Annotated in this window: 18 protein-coding genes; 14 read left to right on the top strand and 4 right to left on the bottom strand. The window is 64.8% G+C overall.

The features are described 5' to 3' along the window. Positions 1-8 precede the first annotated feature (8 nt). Complete coding sequence (gene cobA, locus C9E81_RS07560; protein WP_122111674.1) at positions 9-785, bottom strand: uroporphyrinogen-III C-methyltransferase; 777 nt, start codon at positions 783-785, stop codon at positions 9-11. A gap of 345 nt (positions 786-1,130) precedes the next feature. Between cobA and C9E81_RS07555 the strand changes: the two genes are divergently transcribed. Genes C9E81_RS07555 through tolA form a run of 4 tightly spaced genes read left to right on the top strand, consistent with a single transcriptional unit; the run spans position 1,131 to position 3,509 of the window. Then, on the top strand, positions 1,131-1,814 hold the full coding sequence (locus C9E81_RS07555) for a MotA/TolQ/ExbB proton channel family protein (RefSeq protein ID WP_122111673.1): 684 nt from the start codon (positions 1,131-1,133) through the stop codon (positions 1,812-1,814). Beyond that, on the top strand, positions 1,811-2,206 hold the full coding sequence (locus tag C9E81_RS07550) for an ExbD/TolR family protein (RefSeq protein ID WP_122111672.1): 396 nt from the start codon (positions 1,811-1,813) through the stop codon (positions 2,204-2,206). Before C9E81_RS07555 ends, C9E81_RS07550 begins: the two co-directional genes overlap by 4 nt. A gap of 3 nt (positions 2,207-2,209) precedes the next feature. Continuing rightward, positions 2,210-2,590: a biopolymer transporter ExbD gene (locus C9E81_RS07545; RefSeq protein ID WP_122111671.1), complete on the top strand. Its 381-nt coding sequence runs from the start codon at positions 2,210-2,212 to the stop codon at positions 2,588-2,590. Between the two features lies 1 nt (position 2,591). After that, positions 2,592-3,509, top strand: a complete 918-nt coding sequence (gene tolA, locus C9E81_RS07540) for a cell envelope integrity protein TolA (RefSeq protein ID WP_122111670.1) — start codon at positions 2,592-2,594, stop codon at positions 3,507-3,509. Between the two features lie 239 nt (positions 3,510-3,748). Here tolA and dtd read toward each other — a convergent pair whose 3' ends face one another. After that, a complete protein-coding gene (gene dtd / locus C9E81_RS07535; RefSeq protein ID WP_122111669.1) occupies positions 3,749-4,198 on the bottom strand; it encodes a D-aminoacyl-tRNA deacylase in 450 nt (149 codons plus the stop codon). Continuing rightward, positions 4,195-4,419 (bottom strand): hypothetical protein, encoded by a 225-nt coding sequence (locus C9E81_RS07530; RefSeq protein ID WP_341802629.1) that lies wholly within the window; start codon positions 4,417-4,419, stop codon positions 4,195-4,197. The genes dtd and C9E81_RS07530 overlap by 4 nt, the downstream gene beginning before the upstream one ends. A gap of 185 nt (positions 4,420-4,604) precedes the next feature. Here C9E81_RS07530 and C9E81_RS07525 point away from each other — a divergent pair, with 185 nt between their 5' ends. From C9E81_RS07525 to C9E81_RS07500, 6 genes are all read left to right on the top strand, one after another. Continuing rightward, a complete protein-coding gene (locus C9E81_RS07525; protein WP_122111668.1) occupies positions 4,605-4,895 on the top strand; it encodes a DUF2218 domain-containing protein in 291 nt (96 codons plus the stop codon). 51 nt (positions 4,896-4,946) lie between these two features. Continuing rightward, on the top strand, positions 4,947-5,774 hold the full coding sequence (locus C9E81_RS07520) for a 2-dehydro-3-deoxygalactonokinase (protein ID WP_122111667.1): 828 nt from the start codon (positions 4,947-4,949) through the stop codon (positions 5,772-5,774). A gap of 166 nt (positions 5,775-5,940) precedes the next feature. After that, entirely contained in the window at positions 5,941-7,047 is a 1,107-nt protein-coding gene (locus C9E81_RS07515) for an efflux RND transporter periplasmic adaptor subunit (RefSeq protein ID WP_122111666.1), read from the top strand. Then, positions 7,044-10,124 carry an efflux RND transporter permease subunit gene (locus tag C9E81_RS07510; RefSeq protein WP_122111665.1) on the top strand — a complete coding sequence of 1,027 codons (3,081 nt, stop codon included), beginning with the start codon at positions 7,044-7,046 and terminating at the stop codon, positions 10,122-10,124. The genes C9E81_RS07515 and C9E81_RS07510 overlap by 4 nt, the downstream gene beginning before the upstream one ends. Positions 10,125-10,246: 122 nt before the next feature. Beyond that, positions 10,247-11,869, top strand: a complete 1,623-nt coding sequence (locus C9E81_RS07505) for a glycosyltransferase (protein ID WP_166461841.1) — start codon at positions 10,247-10,249, stop codon at positions 11,867-11,869. After that, on the top strand, positions 11,866-12,765 hold the full coding sequence (locus C9E81_RS07500; RefSeq protein WP_122111663.1) for a glycosyltransferase family 2 protein: 900 nt from the start codon (positions 11,866-11,868) through the stop codon (positions 12,763-12,765). The genes C9E81_RS07505 and C9E81_RS07500 overlap by 4 nt, the downstream gene beginning before the upstream one ends. A 9-nt stretch (positions 12,766-12,774) precedes the next feature. Here the strand turns inward: C9E81_RS07500 and C9E81_RS07495 are convergent, their stop codons facing one another. After that, the gene (locus tag C9E81_RS07495; protein ID WP_147457570.1) at positions 12,775-13,485 is read right to left on the bottom strand and encodes a sulfotransferase; all 711 of its coding nucleotides are present in this window, start codon (positions 13,483-13,485) and stop codon (positions 12,775-12,777) included. Between the two features lie 183 nt (positions 13,486-13,668). Here C9E81_RS07495 and C9E81_RS07490 point away from each other — a divergent pair, with 183 nt between their 5' ends. The 4 genes from C9E81_RS07490 to C9E81_RS07475 are packed head-to-tail and all read left to right on the top strand — an operon-like array spanning position 13,669 to position 16,653. After that, on the top strand, positions 13,669-14,433 hold the full coding sequence (locus C9E81_RS07490) for a DeoR/GlpR family DNA-binding transcription regulator (RefSeq protein WP_122111661.1): 765 nt from the start codon (positions 13,669-13,671) through the stop codon (positions 14,431-14,433). 4 nt (positions 14,434-14,437) lie between these two features. Beyond that, on the top strand, positions 14,438-15,199 hold the full coding sequence (locus tag C9E81_RS07485) for a triose-phosphate isomerase (protein WP_122111660.1): 762 nt from the start codon (positions 14,438-14,440) through the stop codon (positions 15,197-15,199). 11 nt (positions 15,200-15,210) lie between these two features. After that, a complete protein-coding gene (gene derI / locus C9E81_RS07480; protein WP_122111659.1) occupies positions 15,211-15,672 on the top strand; it encodes a D-erythrulose-4-phosphate isomerase in 462 nt (153 codons plus the stop codon). Positions 15,673-15,684: 12 nt separating this feature from the next. Beyond that, positions 15,685-16,653, top strand: coding sequence for a class 1 fructose-bisphosphatase (locus C9E81_RS07475; RefSeq protein ID WP_122111658.1), 969 nt, complete (start codon positions 15,685-15,687; stop codon positions 16,651-16,653). Positions 16,654-16,755 lie beyond the last annotated feature (102 nt).

Here is a 16,755-nt window from a genome sequence, read left to right as displayed (position 1 = left end):
AATGCTTGCTATTTCGTGGGCTCCGGCGTGCCGGATTCCTTCTTCGGATCGTGGAAGGCAAGCGGACCATAGAGGATGATGCCGGGCTGCGTGACCTTGGTATCGCGCATCATTTCCGCCAGCTCACCGACCGTGGTCCGGACCAGCCGCTGATGCGGATGGCCCACAGCCTCGGCGAACAGGGCCGGAGTTGATGCCGGCAGACCATGAGCCCGCAATCCCTCGGCCAGTTTCGGAAAGCTGCGCTGCCCCATGAAAACCACCGTGGTCACGCCGGGATCGGCGATGGCGGCCCAATTGATGTCCTCGGGCAGATTGCCGGTGACATCCGCGCCGGTCAGGAACTGCAGGCGGCGCGCGGTCAGCCGCCGGGTCAGGGGCAGGCCGGCGGCCGCCGCGGCGGCGCTGGCCGAGGTCACGCCGGGAATGATCTCGAAGGGAATTCCGGCATCCGTCAGGGCGATCAGTTCCTCTTCCAGCCGGCCGAAGATCCCCGCATCGCCGGATTTCAGCCTCACCACCCGCCGGCCCTGCCGTGCATGCCCGACCAGCAGCGCGTTCACATGTTCCTGCCGTGCCGAGGGGCGGCCCGCGCGTTTGCCGACGGCGATCAGTTCGGCCTGCGGTCCCGCCTGATCGAGCACCGGTCCCGAGGCAAGGTCGTCGAACAGGATCACATCGGCCTCGGCCAGCCGCCGCGCGGCCTTGAGCGTCAGCAGCTCGGGATCCCCGGGGCCAGCCGAAACGAGAGATACGAAACCGGTCGAATGGGCGGGGCTGGTCACGAGCGGCGGCTTTCTCTTTTATGGCGGTGACGGGGGTTTCCAGCTATATCACCGGAACATGCGGTGACAACGTATTTGATCCCTTGCCACGGTCGGGGCGGCAGGTTGCTATACTTGACATGTTTAGTCGGAAACATTAGCGCGGTGCCTGTCATTAATTGTCTGATAACCGATCTCGCCGGAGAATATAGGTGCCGCACTATCCGAAAGACGCTTTTTCCGAGATTTCCGGACCGGGTGAATCCGCGGGCGTGTTTCTGGCGGCGGCATTGACCAAGCATCCGGCATCCGCGCATCTGGCGGCCTCTTGGATGGCGCCGCGCCCTCTTGGCTACGGAGCATGCCATGCCTGAACTTTCCTCGACAATCACCGCCCTGCCGCTGCTGCAGATGATCCAGGATGGCGGCTGGACGATGTGGCTGATCACCTCCTTGTCCGTCGTCACGCTTGCCATCGTGCTGTGGAAACTGTTCTCGTTGTCACGTCTCGGGGTCTGGGGCGGCAGCCATTCGCGCCGCGCTCTCGCGCTCTGGGCCGAGGGGCGTCGCCGCGAAGCTATGGAAGAGGTGCGAGGACGTCCCTCTGCCCGTGCCCGTGTCGCGCAGGCTGCGATCGGCACCACGCTCGATCCGTCGATCGATGACAAGACCGCGCGCGAGGAAACCGCCCGTATCGCGCGCCAGACCCTTTATCGTGCCCGCGAGGGGCTGCGGGCGCTGGAGCTGATCGCGACCATCGCGCCGCTGCTGGGCCTGCTGGGCACCGTCCTAGGGATGATCGCCGCGTTCCAGGTGCTGCAGGAATCGGGCAACCGTGCCGATCCCTCCGCCCTTGCAGGCGGCATCTGGGAGGCCCTGCTAACCACGGCGGCAGGCATGGCGGTGGCGATCCCCGCTGGTGTGGCGCTCAGCTGGTTCGAATCCATCGCCGACCGCCTGCAGGCTGACCTGGAGGACCTGGCGACGCGCATCTTTGTCAAGGCCGACTCGCCGCAACAGCCGGCCTTGCGGCTCAAGGCGGCGGAATGAGCGAGGATAGCTTCGATCTGGGGCCGCGCCGGCATCCGCGAAGGATGTCGCTGACGCCGATGATCGACGTCGTCTTTCTGCTGCTGATCTTCTTCATGCTGTCCTCGCGTTTCGGCATGGATGCGGTATTGCCCGTCGCCGGTGGTGCCGAGGGAGCGGGCAGCGAGTGGCAGGGTGCGCCGCGATTGGTGGATATCTCGCCCGACAGCGTTTCGCTGAACGGTGTCGAGACGCCCGAGGCCGAACTGGCCGGGGCGCTGGCGGCACTGATGCCCGAAGAAGGGGCGGCGGTGATCCTGCGGCCCCGCGACGAGGCCGATCTGCAGCGCCTTGTCAGCGTGATGGACGGGCTGCGGGCGAAAGGTTTCAACAACATGATCCTGGTCGAGTGAGCCATGCGTATCGACATGCCCCCCCGCCGCCCGCGAGGCGAATCGATCATTCCGATGATCAACGTGGTCTTCCTGCTGCTGATCTTTTTCCTGCTGACCGCGCAGGTCACGCCGCCCACGCCGTTCGAATTGACGCCACCCGAAAGCAGCTCGGACATCCCCTCGCAGGATCGCGATGTGCTTTACGTCTCGGCGGCCGGTGAACTGGCCTATAACGAGGCGCGTGGCACCGATGTCTGGGCCGCGATCGGCGAACGCCGGGGGGAAGAGCCGCTGGAGATCCGCGCGGATGCGGAAACCTCCGCCACGCAGATCGCCGGCCTGCTGAAACGCCTGCGCGAGATCAGCGATACGGGCGCACAACTCGTCGTCAGCGGAGGTTGAGATGGCAGCCGGGCAGAAATGGGAAGTTGCAAGTTTCTTGACCATCGCCGCGGCGCTGCATGTCGCCGGAGCGGCGATTGTCATGCCGGAGCGGATCGCGATGGGGGCGGCGATGCCCAATCCGCCCGCGCCGGTTGCGGCGGGCTCGGGCAGGATGTCGGAACTGGTCGAGCAATGGGAGAATCCGCCAGAGACCGCCGAAGAGCCGGAGATGACGGAACCCGAAGAGATGGCCGAGCCGGAGATCGAGCAGCCGACGCCTGATCAGGCACCCGAGCGCGCGCCCGAAACGCCGCAGGTGCCCGCCGCGCCCGAGCTCAGCGCGGCCAAGCCGAACCTGCCGGAGCCGCCCGAGCCACAGCCCGAGCCGGTCAAGCCGGAACTGCCTGAATTGCAGCGTTTCGAACCGCCCGAGATCAAGTCGGAACTGGCGCTCGACACATCGGAGCGTCCCGGCCAGAAGCCGCCGAAACCCGAACCCGAGCCGGAACCCGAACCCGAAGTCGCGCGCGAGGCCGAGCCGACACCGCAGCGGCAGACCGCCCAACCCGAACCTGCCTCGCAAGGGGGCGGTGCCGGGGGGGATTCCTCGTCACGTTCCGCCGGTGGCGGGAGCAACGGGATCAGTGAGCAGCAGCGGGCCAGTTTGTTGTCGCAGTGGCAAAGTCAGCTCAGTGCCTGCATTTATAGTGGTGCCAGACGCGCCAGTATTCGAGGGGGAGGGAGCTTGACCGTCAATGTGACGATCGCCCCGAACGGTGGCATACAGGGTGTCTCATTGGCCGCTTCATCGGGCGACACCAGTGTGGACAGGGCAGTGGTGCAGGCCATCTCCCGGGTGGGGCGGTGTCCCGCCGCGCCGGCTGCATTGAATATCACCAGTTCGATAACCGCCCCCATGCCGGTCAGCGTTAGGTGATTGCCCATCAGGTGATGAGGCGAGTGCAATTAACTCGCCGCCTGTTTGGGAGTAACTCATGTTCCTGGGGCGGTGCATTCCGGCTATAGGCTCGTTGAGAGGCCGGTATAGGACGGATGTCACCGCAGCCTTTCGCAGCGACTGCTGAGTCAATTGAGTCAATCCTATTCGATGTTGTGTCACGTGCCGTTGCGAGCGTGACTGGACGGCGGGCGGTCAGCGCCGCTCCGCCACCTCCATCAACCCCGATCCGCCGAGTCCAGCCAGATCGTCACCGGCCCGTCATTCAGCAGGCGCAGCTTCATATCCGCGCCGAAGCTGCCCGTTTCGACCGGGACACCCAGCCCTCGCAGGCTTTCGGCGAAATGCAGATACAGCCGTTCTCCGTCATCGGGTGCCGCCGCCGCCGAAAAGCCGGGGCGGTTCCCGCTGCGCGTGTCGGCTGCCAGCGTGAACTGGCTGATGACCAGCGCCCCGCCCGAGACATCGAGAAGCGAGCGGTTCATCCGGCCCTCATCGTCGCGAAAGATGCGCAGCCTGGCTGTGCGGGCGGCAAGTTTCTCGGCGGCGGTCCCGTCATCGCCCCGCATGGCGCAGACCAGCACGGCAAGCCCCGGTCCGGTCCGGCCGACGATACGCCCCCCGACCTCTACCGAGGCTTCGCTGACCCGCTGGACCAGCGCCCTCATCCCAGCATCACCCCCAGCACCACCGTCATCAGTCCGAGCGCCGAGATCACCAGCGCCACCATGTTGACGGCAAGGATGCCCTGCATGCGGGCGCGCAGCATGTTTTCGTCCAGTTCCGCGCGGCGGATGCGGATGGCGGTGACGATGCACCAGATCAGCGCGGCCAGCCCCACCAGCGTCAATGCCGCGCCGCCCCAGACAAGCATGTCGAAAATCTCCACGTCGCGCCCCTTTCAGGTGATCACCGGTTTCCGCCGACCTAGCCGCGATCGGTCCGTGAGGCAAGGTCGAGGGGCGCGGGCTGCGGCAGGCAGGGGTTTGTCCTTGTGATTTTGTCGGGAATTGACCTCGGATTGCCGAGTGCTTAGGTCGGGTATCGACAGGGGAGCATCTATAAGGATTTGCCATGCGTCTGACAGCGGATTTCCCGACAACCCGCGGCCCGCAACTGCTGGCCACCATGTCCAAGCATTTCGGCCACAAGATCGATGTCGATATGCTGGATGACCGGTCAAGCTTCCATTTCGAGATGGGCGAGGCAGAGATCGAGACCACGGCCGAGGGCCTTCGCCTTACCGCCGATGCCCCTGATGAGGGGGGCTTGCAGCGGACCTGCGAGGTGCTGGAAAGCCATCTTTTGCGCTTTGCCCATCGCGAGGACCCGCAGCCCCTGCGTTGGAGCGCCGCAGCCGGTTGACGGCACGGGCCGGGTGTCACAAACAGGCAGTTGCCGTGAAAGGACTGTCGAATGAGCGCCCCGAACTGGATTGCCGCCGAGTATGACGGCGCCCGCCTGCGTTTCTGGTCGATGCAGGGAGCCGGGATATGCGCGCGGCAAGAGGGGGCCTGCACCTCGATGGCCGCGCTGACCGATGCGTTGAAGGACTGGCCGGATCTGCCGGTGCTGCTGGCCGACCTGACGGGCGAATTCCCCGCTCCGGGCGCGGCTGCGCCTGTTTCGGCGGCGCTCCGTCTCGTGCAGGGCAGTGGCGGCGCCCGCCCGCTCTGGCTGGCACAAGGGGTAACGCAGGCGACACCCGCCGGCGCGTTGCATGGCCAGACGGCGGCAATCGCCGGTCTGCTCAAGGCAGAGCCGCAATTCGACGGGGTGATCTGCCTGCCCGGCCGCCGCAGTCACTGGGTGCGTATTTCAGCCAGCGAGATCTGCCATTTCCACGGCTATATGACGGGTGAGTTGCTGGTATGGCTCGGCAGCCCGCATTCCTCCGATGCCGCGAGCGATCCCGATGCCTTCTTCGCCGCCTTCGAGGATGCGCTGAGCCGCCCGCATCGCGCCTATGGCCGGTTGCTTGCCTTGCGCGGCGCGAAGGGGGCGGAGGCTTCGCAACTCGCCGGGCTGCTGATCGGTATCGAGATGGCCGATGCGAAACCCTATTGGCTGGGAGAGAGGGTTGCCGTGACCGGGCATGCGCCGCTGGCCGATCTTTATGCCGCTGCGCTCGAGCGGCAAGGCGTTTCCATCCAGCGCCCGGATCCGGATGCCGCCCTGCTGGCCGGGCTGCATGCCGCGTGGAAATCCCTGCCGGTGAATGCGGCCAAGGGCATATTGCACTGATTTCCGGCGCGAAGGCCGATATCGTCGCATTCCCGTCGCTTCCAGCCCCATACACGCGATTATCAGTTGCCGCATATGGTTAATTGGGCGATTCTATGCTTGTGCCCTCATGTGATCGGGCCGCCGGTCAACAGTATTCCAGTATCCGTGCCATCAGGAGATCAGAATGCGAGCCCTCAAGGCTGTCTTGGGACTGTTGGTCATCCTTGCCGCATCGGCGGGCGGGCTTTACGTGACCGACCGGCTGCTCGCCTCGCCCAACGCGACCGGGCCTTCCGGCGATGAGCCGGCCGGGCCGCTGGCGGTCGAGACCATCCCGGTCGAAACCGTCACCTTCTCGGACGCTGTCCGGGCTGTCGGCACGGCACGGGCGCGCAAGGCCATCGATCTGGTCGCCGAAGCCAGCGGCCGCGTCACCCGCATCGCGTTCCATCCCGGCGACGAGGTGGCGAAAGGAGACATCCTGCTGGAACTGGATGACCGGGCCGAGCAGGCCGATCTCAAGGCCGCGGAGGCGACACTGGCCGAGGCACAGGCTGCTTTCGCGCGCCAGGAGCAGCTCAACAAGACAGGCAACGCCTCGGACGCGGCCTATCAGACCGCAAAGGGGGCGCTGCTGCGGGCCGAGGCGGAACGCGACCGCGCGACAGTTTCGCTCGAGGACCGGCGCATCCGCGCGCCTTTCGCGGGTGTGGTCGGGCTGACCGATCTGGTAGAGGGGCAGATGGTCGATGCGGCGACCGTAGTCACCACCCTTGACGACCTGTCCGTGATCGAGGTGGATTTCAGCGTTCCCGAAAACCTGCTGTCACGGCTCAGGCCCGGGCAACGGGTCGAATTGACCTCGGCGGCATGGCCGGGCCGGATCTTCGAAGGCCGGATCAGCCGGATCGATACCCGTGTCGATGACGCGACCCGCTCGATAGCCTTGCGGGCCGAGGTTCCGAACCGGGACCGCGCCCTTGTGGGGGGCATGTTCCTGCAGGTGCATCTGGTGCTGGACGAGCGGCAGCAATTCGCCATTCCCGAGCAGGTGCTCAGCGTCGATGGCGAACGGAACCTGGTGCTGTTGGCCAGGGACGGCGTTGCCCAGCAGGTCGAGATCACGATCGGCCAGCAGCTCGATGGCATGGTCGAGGTGGTCTCGGGGCTTTCCGAAGATGCACGGATCATCGCGACGAACCTGCATCGCGTCGCTCCGGGGATGGAGATCCGGGCCACGCCCCGCGACCGCCTTACCGAGGCAGCCCCGCGGACGGGTGAAGGCGGATGAGCCTGCCCGATCTTTCCCTGCGCCGCCCGGTTCTGGTGACGGTGCTGAACCTTCTGATCGTGCTGATCGGTGCCGTGGCGATGACCCGGCTCGCCGTGCGCGAATTGCCTCAGGTCGAAGCCGCGCGGGTGACGGTGCGGGTGAGCTATACCGGTGCTGCTCCCGATGTGGTCGACAGCCAGGTCGCGACGGTGATCGAAGGCGCGCTGGCCGGGGTGTCCGGCGTCACTTCCATGTCCACGGAATCAGAGCGCGGCGGCATGCGCACGGTGCTTGAATTCGATCCCTCGCGCAATATCGATGCCGCCGCAAATGATGTCCGCAACGCGGTGGAACGGGTCGTCGGCAACCTGCCCGAGGAGGCCGAGAGGCCCCGTATCGACAAGAATGACAGCGAGGGTGACCCGGTGCTGCGGCTCAGCCTGTCCAGCCCGGACATGACCTCGCTGGAACTGTCGGATTACGCCGATCGCTATATCAAGGACCGGTTGGCGCGCCTGCCCGGGGTGGCCAATACCGTGATCTATGGCGAGCGCGCGCCGTCGATGCGGATCTGGCTGGATCAGGCGCAGATGGCGGCGCACGGAATTACCACCTCGGATATCATCGCCGCCCTGCAATCGAACAATGTCGAACTGCCCGCCGGGGAAATAGAAACCGGGGCCCGGCAATTGCAGGTGCTTGCGCAAACCCGATTCACCTCGCCCGACGCGTTCCGGCAGATGGTCGTCCGCGACGACGGTATCCGGCCGCTGCGGCTTGGCGATGTCGCCAGGATCGACGAGGGCGCAGAGCAGACCGAGTCGCATTTCCGCAGCAATGGGGTGCTGGCCCTTGGCATGGGCGTCCAGCCGCAGGCGCAGGCCAACACTGTCGCCATCTCGAACGCCGTCCGCGCCGAACTGGAACGCATCATCCCGACCCTGCCTGCCGGAATGACGCTCGAGATCACCTCGGACGAGGCGGTGTTCATCGAAAGCTCGATCAAGCAGGTGGGCAAGGTCTTTGCCGAGGCGGTGCTGCTGGTGACGGCGGTGATCTTCCTGTTCCTGGGTTCGCTGCGGCTGTCGATGGTGCCGGTCGTGACGATCCCGATTTCCGCCTTTGGCGCGGGCCTTGCGATGTTGATGCTGGGCTTTTCGATCAATATCCTGACGCTTTTCGCGCTGATCCTGGCGATCGGGCTGGTCGTGGACGATGCCATCGTGGTGCTGGAAAATATCCAGCGCCATCGGGCGATGGGCGCGAGCCGGGCCGAGGCCGCCCGCCGCGGCGCCGGACAGGTCAGTTTCGCGGTGATCGCCACGACCGCCGTCCTGATCGCGGTTTTCCTGCCGATCAGTTTCATGCAGGGCCAGATCGGCCAGCTTTTCGCCGAGTTCGGTATCGTGCTGGCCGTCGCCGTGGCAGTGTCGGGCTTCGTCGCCCTGACGATTTCCCCGGTGCTGGCCTCCAAGGTTCTGCCGCGCGAGGATCGCCCGGGCCTACTGACCCGGGCTGTCGACCGACTTATCGGTCAACTGGAGCGTGCTTATGGCGCGCTGCTTGGCCGGATGATTGCCCGGCCCCTGCCGATCCTTGCCATCAGCGCCTTTGCCGTCGCCTCGGCCTTCGCGATTTACCAGAACCTGCCGCGGCAATTGACGCCGGACGAGGATCGCGGCCAGTTCCGCATCTATGTCTCTGCCCCGCAGGGCTCGAACCTCGCCTATACCGACGCCGCGACCCGGCGTATCGAGGCGATGCTGGAGCCGATGCGGGAGGAGGGCATCGTTCAGAACGTCACTGCCATCGTCGGGACATGGGGCGAATTGCGGCGTGCGCTGCTGCTTGTCACGCTCAGCCCATGGGACCAGCGGTCGAAAACCGTGGAGGACGTGATCTCGGAGCTTCGCCCGAGACTGGCGGAGATCACCGAGGCGGCGACTTTTGTCAGGCCCTCGGGCGGATTGGGGATCGGCGGGTCGCAAGGCAGCATTCGCTGGATGCTGGGTGCCCCCGATATCGAGCGCGGCGTGGAATGGGCCGATCAGCTTGCCACGGCATTGAAGGACGATCCGGGGCTGGCCGCGGTCGAGGTGAACTACTCGGCCAACCAGCCGGGCGCCACATTGTCGATAGACCGCGCCCGCGCGCAGGATCTGGGGCTGACATCCGAAGCCATCGCCCAGACCCTGCAAGTGCTGTTCGCCTCGCGCAGCGTCGGCGAATACAGCACCGACGGAAGACAATATCCCGTCGTCCTGCAGGCTGCCCCGGAGGATCGCGACTCCGTCGAGGACATGCTGTCGGTGCTGCTGCGCAATGATCGCGGGGATCTGATCCCGCTGTCGGCCTTTGCCTCGATCCGCACCGGCGCGACCGCGCCCGAGATCAACCGCTATGACCGGCTGATCTCGGTCGAGATGGAGGCCGATCTGCGCGAGGGCGCCGACCTGGCAACGGCGATGAGGGCGGTCGAGGATGCGGTCGGGCAACTGCCGATGGGCGCCAGCCTTGCCTGGCAGGGGCAGGCGGCGGATTACCTCGAATCCTCGGGCGGCGTCGCCATGGTCTTTGCGATGGCGCTGGCGATCGTCTTTCTGGTGCTCGCCGCGCAGTTCGAGAGCTTCCGCTCGCCGCTGACTATCATGCTGACCGTGCCCCTTGGGCTGGGCGGCGCGGCGATCACGCTGTTGATCACCGGCGCATCGGTGAACATCTTCTCGCAGGTCGGAATGATCCTGCTCATCGGGATCATGGCCAAGAACGGCATCCTGATCGTCGAATTCGCCAACCAGTTGCGGGCCGAGGGACGCTCGATCCCCGACGCCGCCCGCGAAGGTGCGGTCACGCGGCTGCGCCCGGTGATGATGACCACCATCGCCACGGTTCTGGGGGCTGTGCCGCTGGCGCTGGCCTCTGGGGCCGGTGCCGAAAGCCGCCGGGCCATCGGTGCTGTGATCGTGGGCGGCCTTAGCCTTGCCTTCATCCTGACGCTGCTTCTGACCCCGGTCATCTACGTGCTGATCGAAAACCTGCGCGGCACCCCGGACGAAGAGGCCGCAGGCACGCCGAAACCGGCGCCGGCAGAGTAAGTCCCTGCCGTGATCGCCGTCTGGCGGGAGTGGTTTCCGCTGCGCGCTTACGTCTTGTTAACCTTCGCCACATAGAGATTACCCCTCACCAAGGCGGCGCAGGGGTCCGGTCCGCGATGTTCATGTCCATGCCAACGGCGCGGTTCCCTTCGCAGCCAGCGGAGCATGTCAGCCGGGAACTTGCCGAGATCCTCGCGATCTATGAGCGGCTTTATCCGGCCAGGCACCTGAACTTCTACCTGTATGAGGGTGACAACCCGGTCTGGTGCGAGCCTACGATCATCGAAGGGGAGTTCGTCCCCGGCCCCGAACATCTGAGCCCGGAATATCTGGGTCATCTGGCGTGTCCGGGCAAGGATGATGCCGCACCTCCCGTCACGATCATGCTGTCGGTCCCGCGCGCCCCCGACCCGCGGGAAGCATCGCAGACAGAGCCGGACTGGAAACCGGTGCGGCTGCTACGGATGATCTATTTCCTGAATCCGCTGATTTACGAACAGATCCGCCATATGGCCGAAATGATGCGCAAATGGCGCAGGGATCGCGGGCGGGACATGGTCGCGCTTGCCCGTGGTCACGGGACGCCGCTGATGACCGGTCCCGGCCCGCAGGCGAACGGTCGCCCGGCGATCCTGATCGGTATGCACTGGCTTGAACTGGGTGGTGCCGAAAATCTTGCCTTCGATTGCATCGGTTGGGCGTTGGAGGCGGGGTTGCGGGTCTTCGTGATCGCCGCGGTGCCGTCACTTCAACGCCTCGCGGGGAGGCTGCCGCAGGATGCGGATATCCGTTTCATACGGCTGGATCGTTACCTGCCGCATCATCTCTGGCCGCGATTTGTGGAAAGACTGGTGCAAGGCGAGAATATCAGGCTGGTGCATATCCATCATTGCGCACCGCTTTACCGGGCGCTGCCGTATCTGCGCGCCAGGGCTCCGTGGGTCAGGGTAATCGACAGCACGCATATCGTCGAATACGCGGATGGAGGCTATCCGCGCATTTCCGGTACCTGGTCGAATTTCATCGATACCCATCATGTCATCAGCAATGACCTGATCCGCTTCTATCAGGATCGCTTCCACGCAGCGGGAAAGCTGGCGCTTGGAAGGATGCTCGACCGTTCGCAACTGGCGCAGCCGCTTGTGCCGATGACCATGCGGGCGGGCAAGAAATCGCTGCATTTCGCCTTTGTCGGGCGTTTCTATTACCAGAAGCGCCCCATCGTCCTGATCGCGATATTGCGGGCGCTGATGCGATGGGCGCGGCGCGGCGGCGTCGAATTGCGGGCAACGGTCATGGGCGAAGGGCCGTTTCGCGCGGCGATGTGCCGGCTGTTGCGGCGATACGGATTGGCGGAACGGGTCGAGATCAGGTCCGCCCGGATGCCGGTTTTCGAACTTCTGGAAGAGGCGGATATCCTGTTGCTTCCCTCCAGTAACGAGGGTCTGGCGCTGGTCTGTTACGAGGCGGTCCGGCATGGCTGCATTCCAATCTCCACGCGGGTCGGGGCGCAGGATGAACTCCTGCCGGAGGGGTTGCTTCTTCCGCTATCGCCCTTCGCCACGGTCCGGGCGGCGGTCAGGCTGGTCGACCGGCTTTGGCGGGACGGTGATTTCCTGGCCCGGCAGGTGGCGGAACTGAACGCGGCCTGGACAAGGCTCGGCGATGATCCGACGGCCAGAGAGGTGCTGATGCCGGTCTATCTTTCCGCGGCCAGCACCGGGCAGGAACGGAGGCGGGCATGAGTGTGCTGACCGGAACCGCCGCCATTATCGTGACCTTCAATCGCGCGGCCAAGCTGACGAAGGTTCTGGATGCGCTGGACCGGCAGGTGGTGCGGCCAGAGGTGATCTGGGTGGTTGACAACGCGTCCACCGATGGCACCGGCGATCTGGTTCTGGCCCGGGCGCGGCAAATGCCGGCCATCCGTTACCTGCGCCTGCCCGGAAATCTTGGCGGGGCAGGAGGCTTTCACGCGGGACTGAAGGCGGCCTATGCGCAGGGCGCGAATTACTTCTGGCTTTCCGATGACGACGCCTATCCGGAACCGGACGCGCTGCGGGTATTGCAGGAAGAGATGACCGGGTTTCAGGCCCGGCACGGCTGGAGGCCCGCTTTCGCCTGTTCACGGGTGGAATGGACCGACGGCAGCCTGTGCGAGATGAACACGCCCCGACCGGCATGGGACTGGCCGCGTTTCCTGTGCGACGGTTCCGCGCCGGTTCTGGTGGAGTCCTGCTCCTTCGTGTCGGTGCTGATTCCGCGTTGGGCGGTGAAGGAGCATGGCCTGCCGATCGCCGATTATTTCATCTGGTTCGACGATGTCGAATATACAAGCAGGCTTTCGCGTTCCTATCCCGGCATCTTCTGCCCCCGAAGCCGCGTGGTCCACGACATCGCCAGCAATCGCGGCGTGCATTTCGGTCAGCTTCGTGAAAGCGATTTGTGGAAATACCGCTACGGCACCCGGAACGAAGCCTCGTTTCGCCGTCGTGAAGGGGGCATCGCCGGGCTGGCCGGCTATGCCTTCCGGGTTCACCGGCAAATGAAGGATGCGGATGTGCCATGGAGGTTGCGCAGGCGAATCTATGCCTCGATCCTTCGGGGGGCAGGTTTCCGGCCCGGGATCGAACGGGTCTGACCGCCCCGGTCAGTGAGACAGTCTTTGACGCAGCACTGCCTGTATCCGATCACGGTCCATCGGCTCTTTCAACATGTCGAACACGTCCCGCAGCGCACCGGGATCGGTCGCGAACTCCTCGTAGCGGGTGATCCGGGTCCTGCTGGGATGGGCATCATGGTAATCGGCAAATCGCCGGTCCATGTCGTGGGCAAGGACGGTGATCTCGTCAGGTTTCCACTCGGTCCACCATGCCGATTTCATGACATCCTCGATCCGCCGTGTATTGAAGACGAAATGTGCGTTCTTGAAATGCGCCGCCATGAAATCCAGAATCTCGACGAAATGCCCGCCAAGCGCATTGTAGCGGATCTCCTTGAAACCGAACCAGCGCGCCTCGGGAGGCGGGCAGAGCACATGATCGACGAAACCGTCTATCATCGAGGCGGCGAAGGGCCATGGCCGGATTCCGTCTGCCCCGTGCCACGGATGGGTCGGCGGGCGGTGTTCCTGCCCCCAGGTCCCACGCGTCATCCGGCAGCGCATCGCCGCCTGCCAGATGGGTTCCATCATGTTGTGATTCTCGCCCCGGATGACGCAGCCCGGAATCGTCATCAGCAGGTTCTGCAGCAGGGTCGAGCCCGAACGGCCATAGGTGACGATGAAAACCGTGCCCTTCAGGCGATTGAACTTGCGGTCGAACCTATGCGCTGCCGGGGTGTGCATCTTCTCATATGTCAAGCGGAGTCACGATCCGACATACCGGCATTTACTTGAGGAAAGGTAAATGATGGTCCCGCAGAGTCAGGGTTGCCATAAATTCTTCACATTTATAATAACAAAATCACATAATAAATGTTGAAATATGTGGCGAAGCTGTTAAAACGATCCCGCGCCGAGCAGGGATCGGCCCGGGGATGTCAGATGAAGCGCGATGAACGCAGACAGGCAATCATGGATCAACTGATCGAGGCGCGGGCCGTCGATCTGGACGATCTGGCGACCCGTTTCGCGGTCTCGAAGATGACCATCCACCGCGATCTTGACGATCTGGAACAGGCAGGGCTGCTGCGCAAGGTGCGTGGCGGCGCGACCATCGAGACGGGAACGCAATTCGAAAGCGATTTCCGCATCCGCGAATTGCAGGATGCCGATGCCAAGACCCGCATGGCGCGGGCGGCGCTCGACCTGGTCGAGCCGGGCATGACCGTGATGGTCAATGACGGCTCCATGGCGGCCCTGCTGGGCGCCTGCCTGCCCGACAAGGCGCCGCTGACGGTGATCACCAACAATGCCGCCGTGATCGACCGGCTCAGGGATACGCCGCGTATCACCCTGATCGCGCTTGGCGGGGTGTTCAGCGCCAAGTTCAACGGCTTCTTCGGCGTCGTGACCGAAACGGCGCTGTCGCGGCTGCGCGCTGATCTGGCATTCATCTCGACCCCGGCTCTCGCGGGGTTGCAGGCCTTCCACATGGACGATTCGGCGGTGCGGGCCAAGCGTGCCATGATATCCGCCGCCGGGCGCAGCGTGCTGCTGGTCAATCACCGCCGCTTCGGGCGCTCGGCCCTGCATGTGCTGGCCGACCTGGCGGAATTTTCCGCGATCATCACCGATGCCGACCCCGCGCCACAGGATCGCGCCGCGATCGACCGGGCGGGGATCGGGCTGACCACTGCCAAGGACTGACAAAATGACGGATTTCTGGATCGGCACCAGTTGGAAGATGAACAAGACGCTGGCCGAGGCGCGCAGCTTTGCCGCCACGCTGGCCGCGGCGGATGCGGCCCGCGATCCCCGCATCCAGCGCTTTGTCATCCCGCCCTTCACCGCTATGCGCGAGGTCAAGGCGATGCTGGCGGATACCAGCGTCAAGGTGGGCGCGCAGAACATGCATTGGGCCGACGAGGGCGCTTGGACGGGCGAGGTCTCGCCCCCGATGCTGACCGATTGCGGCCTTGATATCGTCGAGCTGGGTCATTCCGAGCGCCGCAAGCATTTCGGCGAGACCGACGAGACCGTCAGCCTGAAAACCGAGGCCGCCATCCGCCACGGTCTGATCCCGCTGATCTGCATTGGCGAGACCCTAGAGGAGCGCGAAGCGGGCAGGGCGCAAGAGGTGCTGGAGGCGCAGGTCAGGGGCGCGCTCGGGAAACTTTCCGGCGACCAGAAATCCGCCGGGATCCTGCTGGCCTATGAACCTGTCTGGGCCATCGGCGAAAACGGCATCCCGGCGACATCGGATTATGCCGATGCAAGGCAGGCAGAGATCATCGCCGTGGCGCAGGATATGCTGGGGCGGCGCATCCCCTGCCTTTATGGCGGCTCGGTCAATCCGGGGAATTGCGAGGAACTGATCATCTGCCCGCATATCGACGGGCTGTTCATCGGGCGCTCGGCGTGGAAGGTCGAAGGCTATCTCGACATCCTCGCCCGTTGCGCCGCCAAATTGTGAAGGAGAGCGACATGAAACTGGCAATCGCAGGCGACAGCGCAGGTGAAGGGCTGGCCAAGATCTTGGCCGATTACCTGAAGGACAAGCACGAGGTGGCCGAGATCTCGCGCACGGATGCGGGACCGGATGCCTTCTATGCAAATCTTTCGGACCGCGTGGCGAGCGAGGTCCTGGCCGGCACCTATGACCGCGCCATCCTGGTCTGCGGCACCGGCATCGGAGTCTGCATCTCGGCCAACAAGGTGCCGGGCATCCGTGCCGCGCTGACTCATGACAGCTATTCCGCCACCCGTGCGGCGCTGTCGAACAATGCGCAGATCATCACCATGGGCGCACGGGTCATCGGGACCGAACTGGCCAAGACCATTGCCGATGCATGGCTGGCCGAGACCATGAACTTCGACGCGAATGGCCGCTCTGCCGGCAATGTGAACGCCATCGATGAGGTCGATGCGAAATACAACAAGGCCTGATCGGATGATGTCATGCTGAAACTGCCCGCCGACGGCCTCGCGCGGGGCCTCCCGCTGGAAGAGGCGCTGCCCGATCATGGCCCCGGCGCCATCGCTTTGGCGATCTTTCGCGCCCTGCCGCCGCTTGCGGCGCGCCTCGCGGCGGGCAGGCTGCATGGCGACCCCGATGCCATTGTCGGCACCAATGACAGCGGCGACCGGCAGAAGGCGCTGGATGTCGCCGCCCATGAGCACATGATCGCCGCCCTGCGCGCGGCGGGCGTCCGGCAGGTCCTGTCCGAAGAGGCCGAGGATGTCGCGCTGCTGAACCCCGACGGTGCCTATGATGTCGCGATGGACCCCATCGACGGCTCGGGCAGCATCGGCATCGGTGCGCCCCTGGGCATGCTGTTCAGCATCCTGCCCGCCGCGCCCGACGGTTTCATGCGCCCCGGACGGGCGGCGGTGGCCGCCGGCTATGCCTCTTTCGGCCATTCCGTCGATATCGGCTTCTCACTGGGAAAGGGTGTCAGCATCGCCACCTTTGACACCGGAATCAACGGCTTCCGAATCGTGCGCGAAGGCGTGACGCTGAAACCCTCTGCCCCGGTGCTGGCCTATAACGCCTCGAACGAGCGTCACTGGCCCGGGGGGCTACAGGCATGGCTGCGCGATATCCGGGCGGGGAAAGAAGGCCCGCTCGGGCGCGACTTCAACATGCGCTGGCTGGCCGCCGCCGTCGGGGAATTGCACCGCATCCTGTTGCAGGGCGGTGCCTTCCTCTATCCAGCCGATCACCGCCCCGGCTATCGGAACGGCCGGTTGCGGCTGATCTATGAATGCACCCCCATCGCCTTCCTGATCGAACAGGCGGGCGGTCTGGCCTCGGACGGGCAGGGGCCGGTTCTCGACCGCCTCCCCGACAGTCCTCACGGCATGAGCCCGTTGATTTTCGGCAGCCGGCAAGAGGTCGAAACCATCCTCTCCTATCTCTCGCGGTAACTCTTGGGAAAGGCCTGGACATTGCCCGCCTCCCTTCTTCTTCATGCAAATATCCCGGGGGCGTCGGCAGGTCGCGCCACTGGTTCGAGAACCAGCCGGTGA

It is taken from the genome of Paracoccus alkanivorans, from assembly GCF_003697785.1.
Lineage (GTDB): Bacteria > Pseudomonadota > Alphaproteobacteria > Rhodobacterales > Rhodobacteraceae > Paracoccus > Paracoccus alkanivorans.
This window is presented reverse-complemented; position numbering and strand designations above follow the sequence as displayed.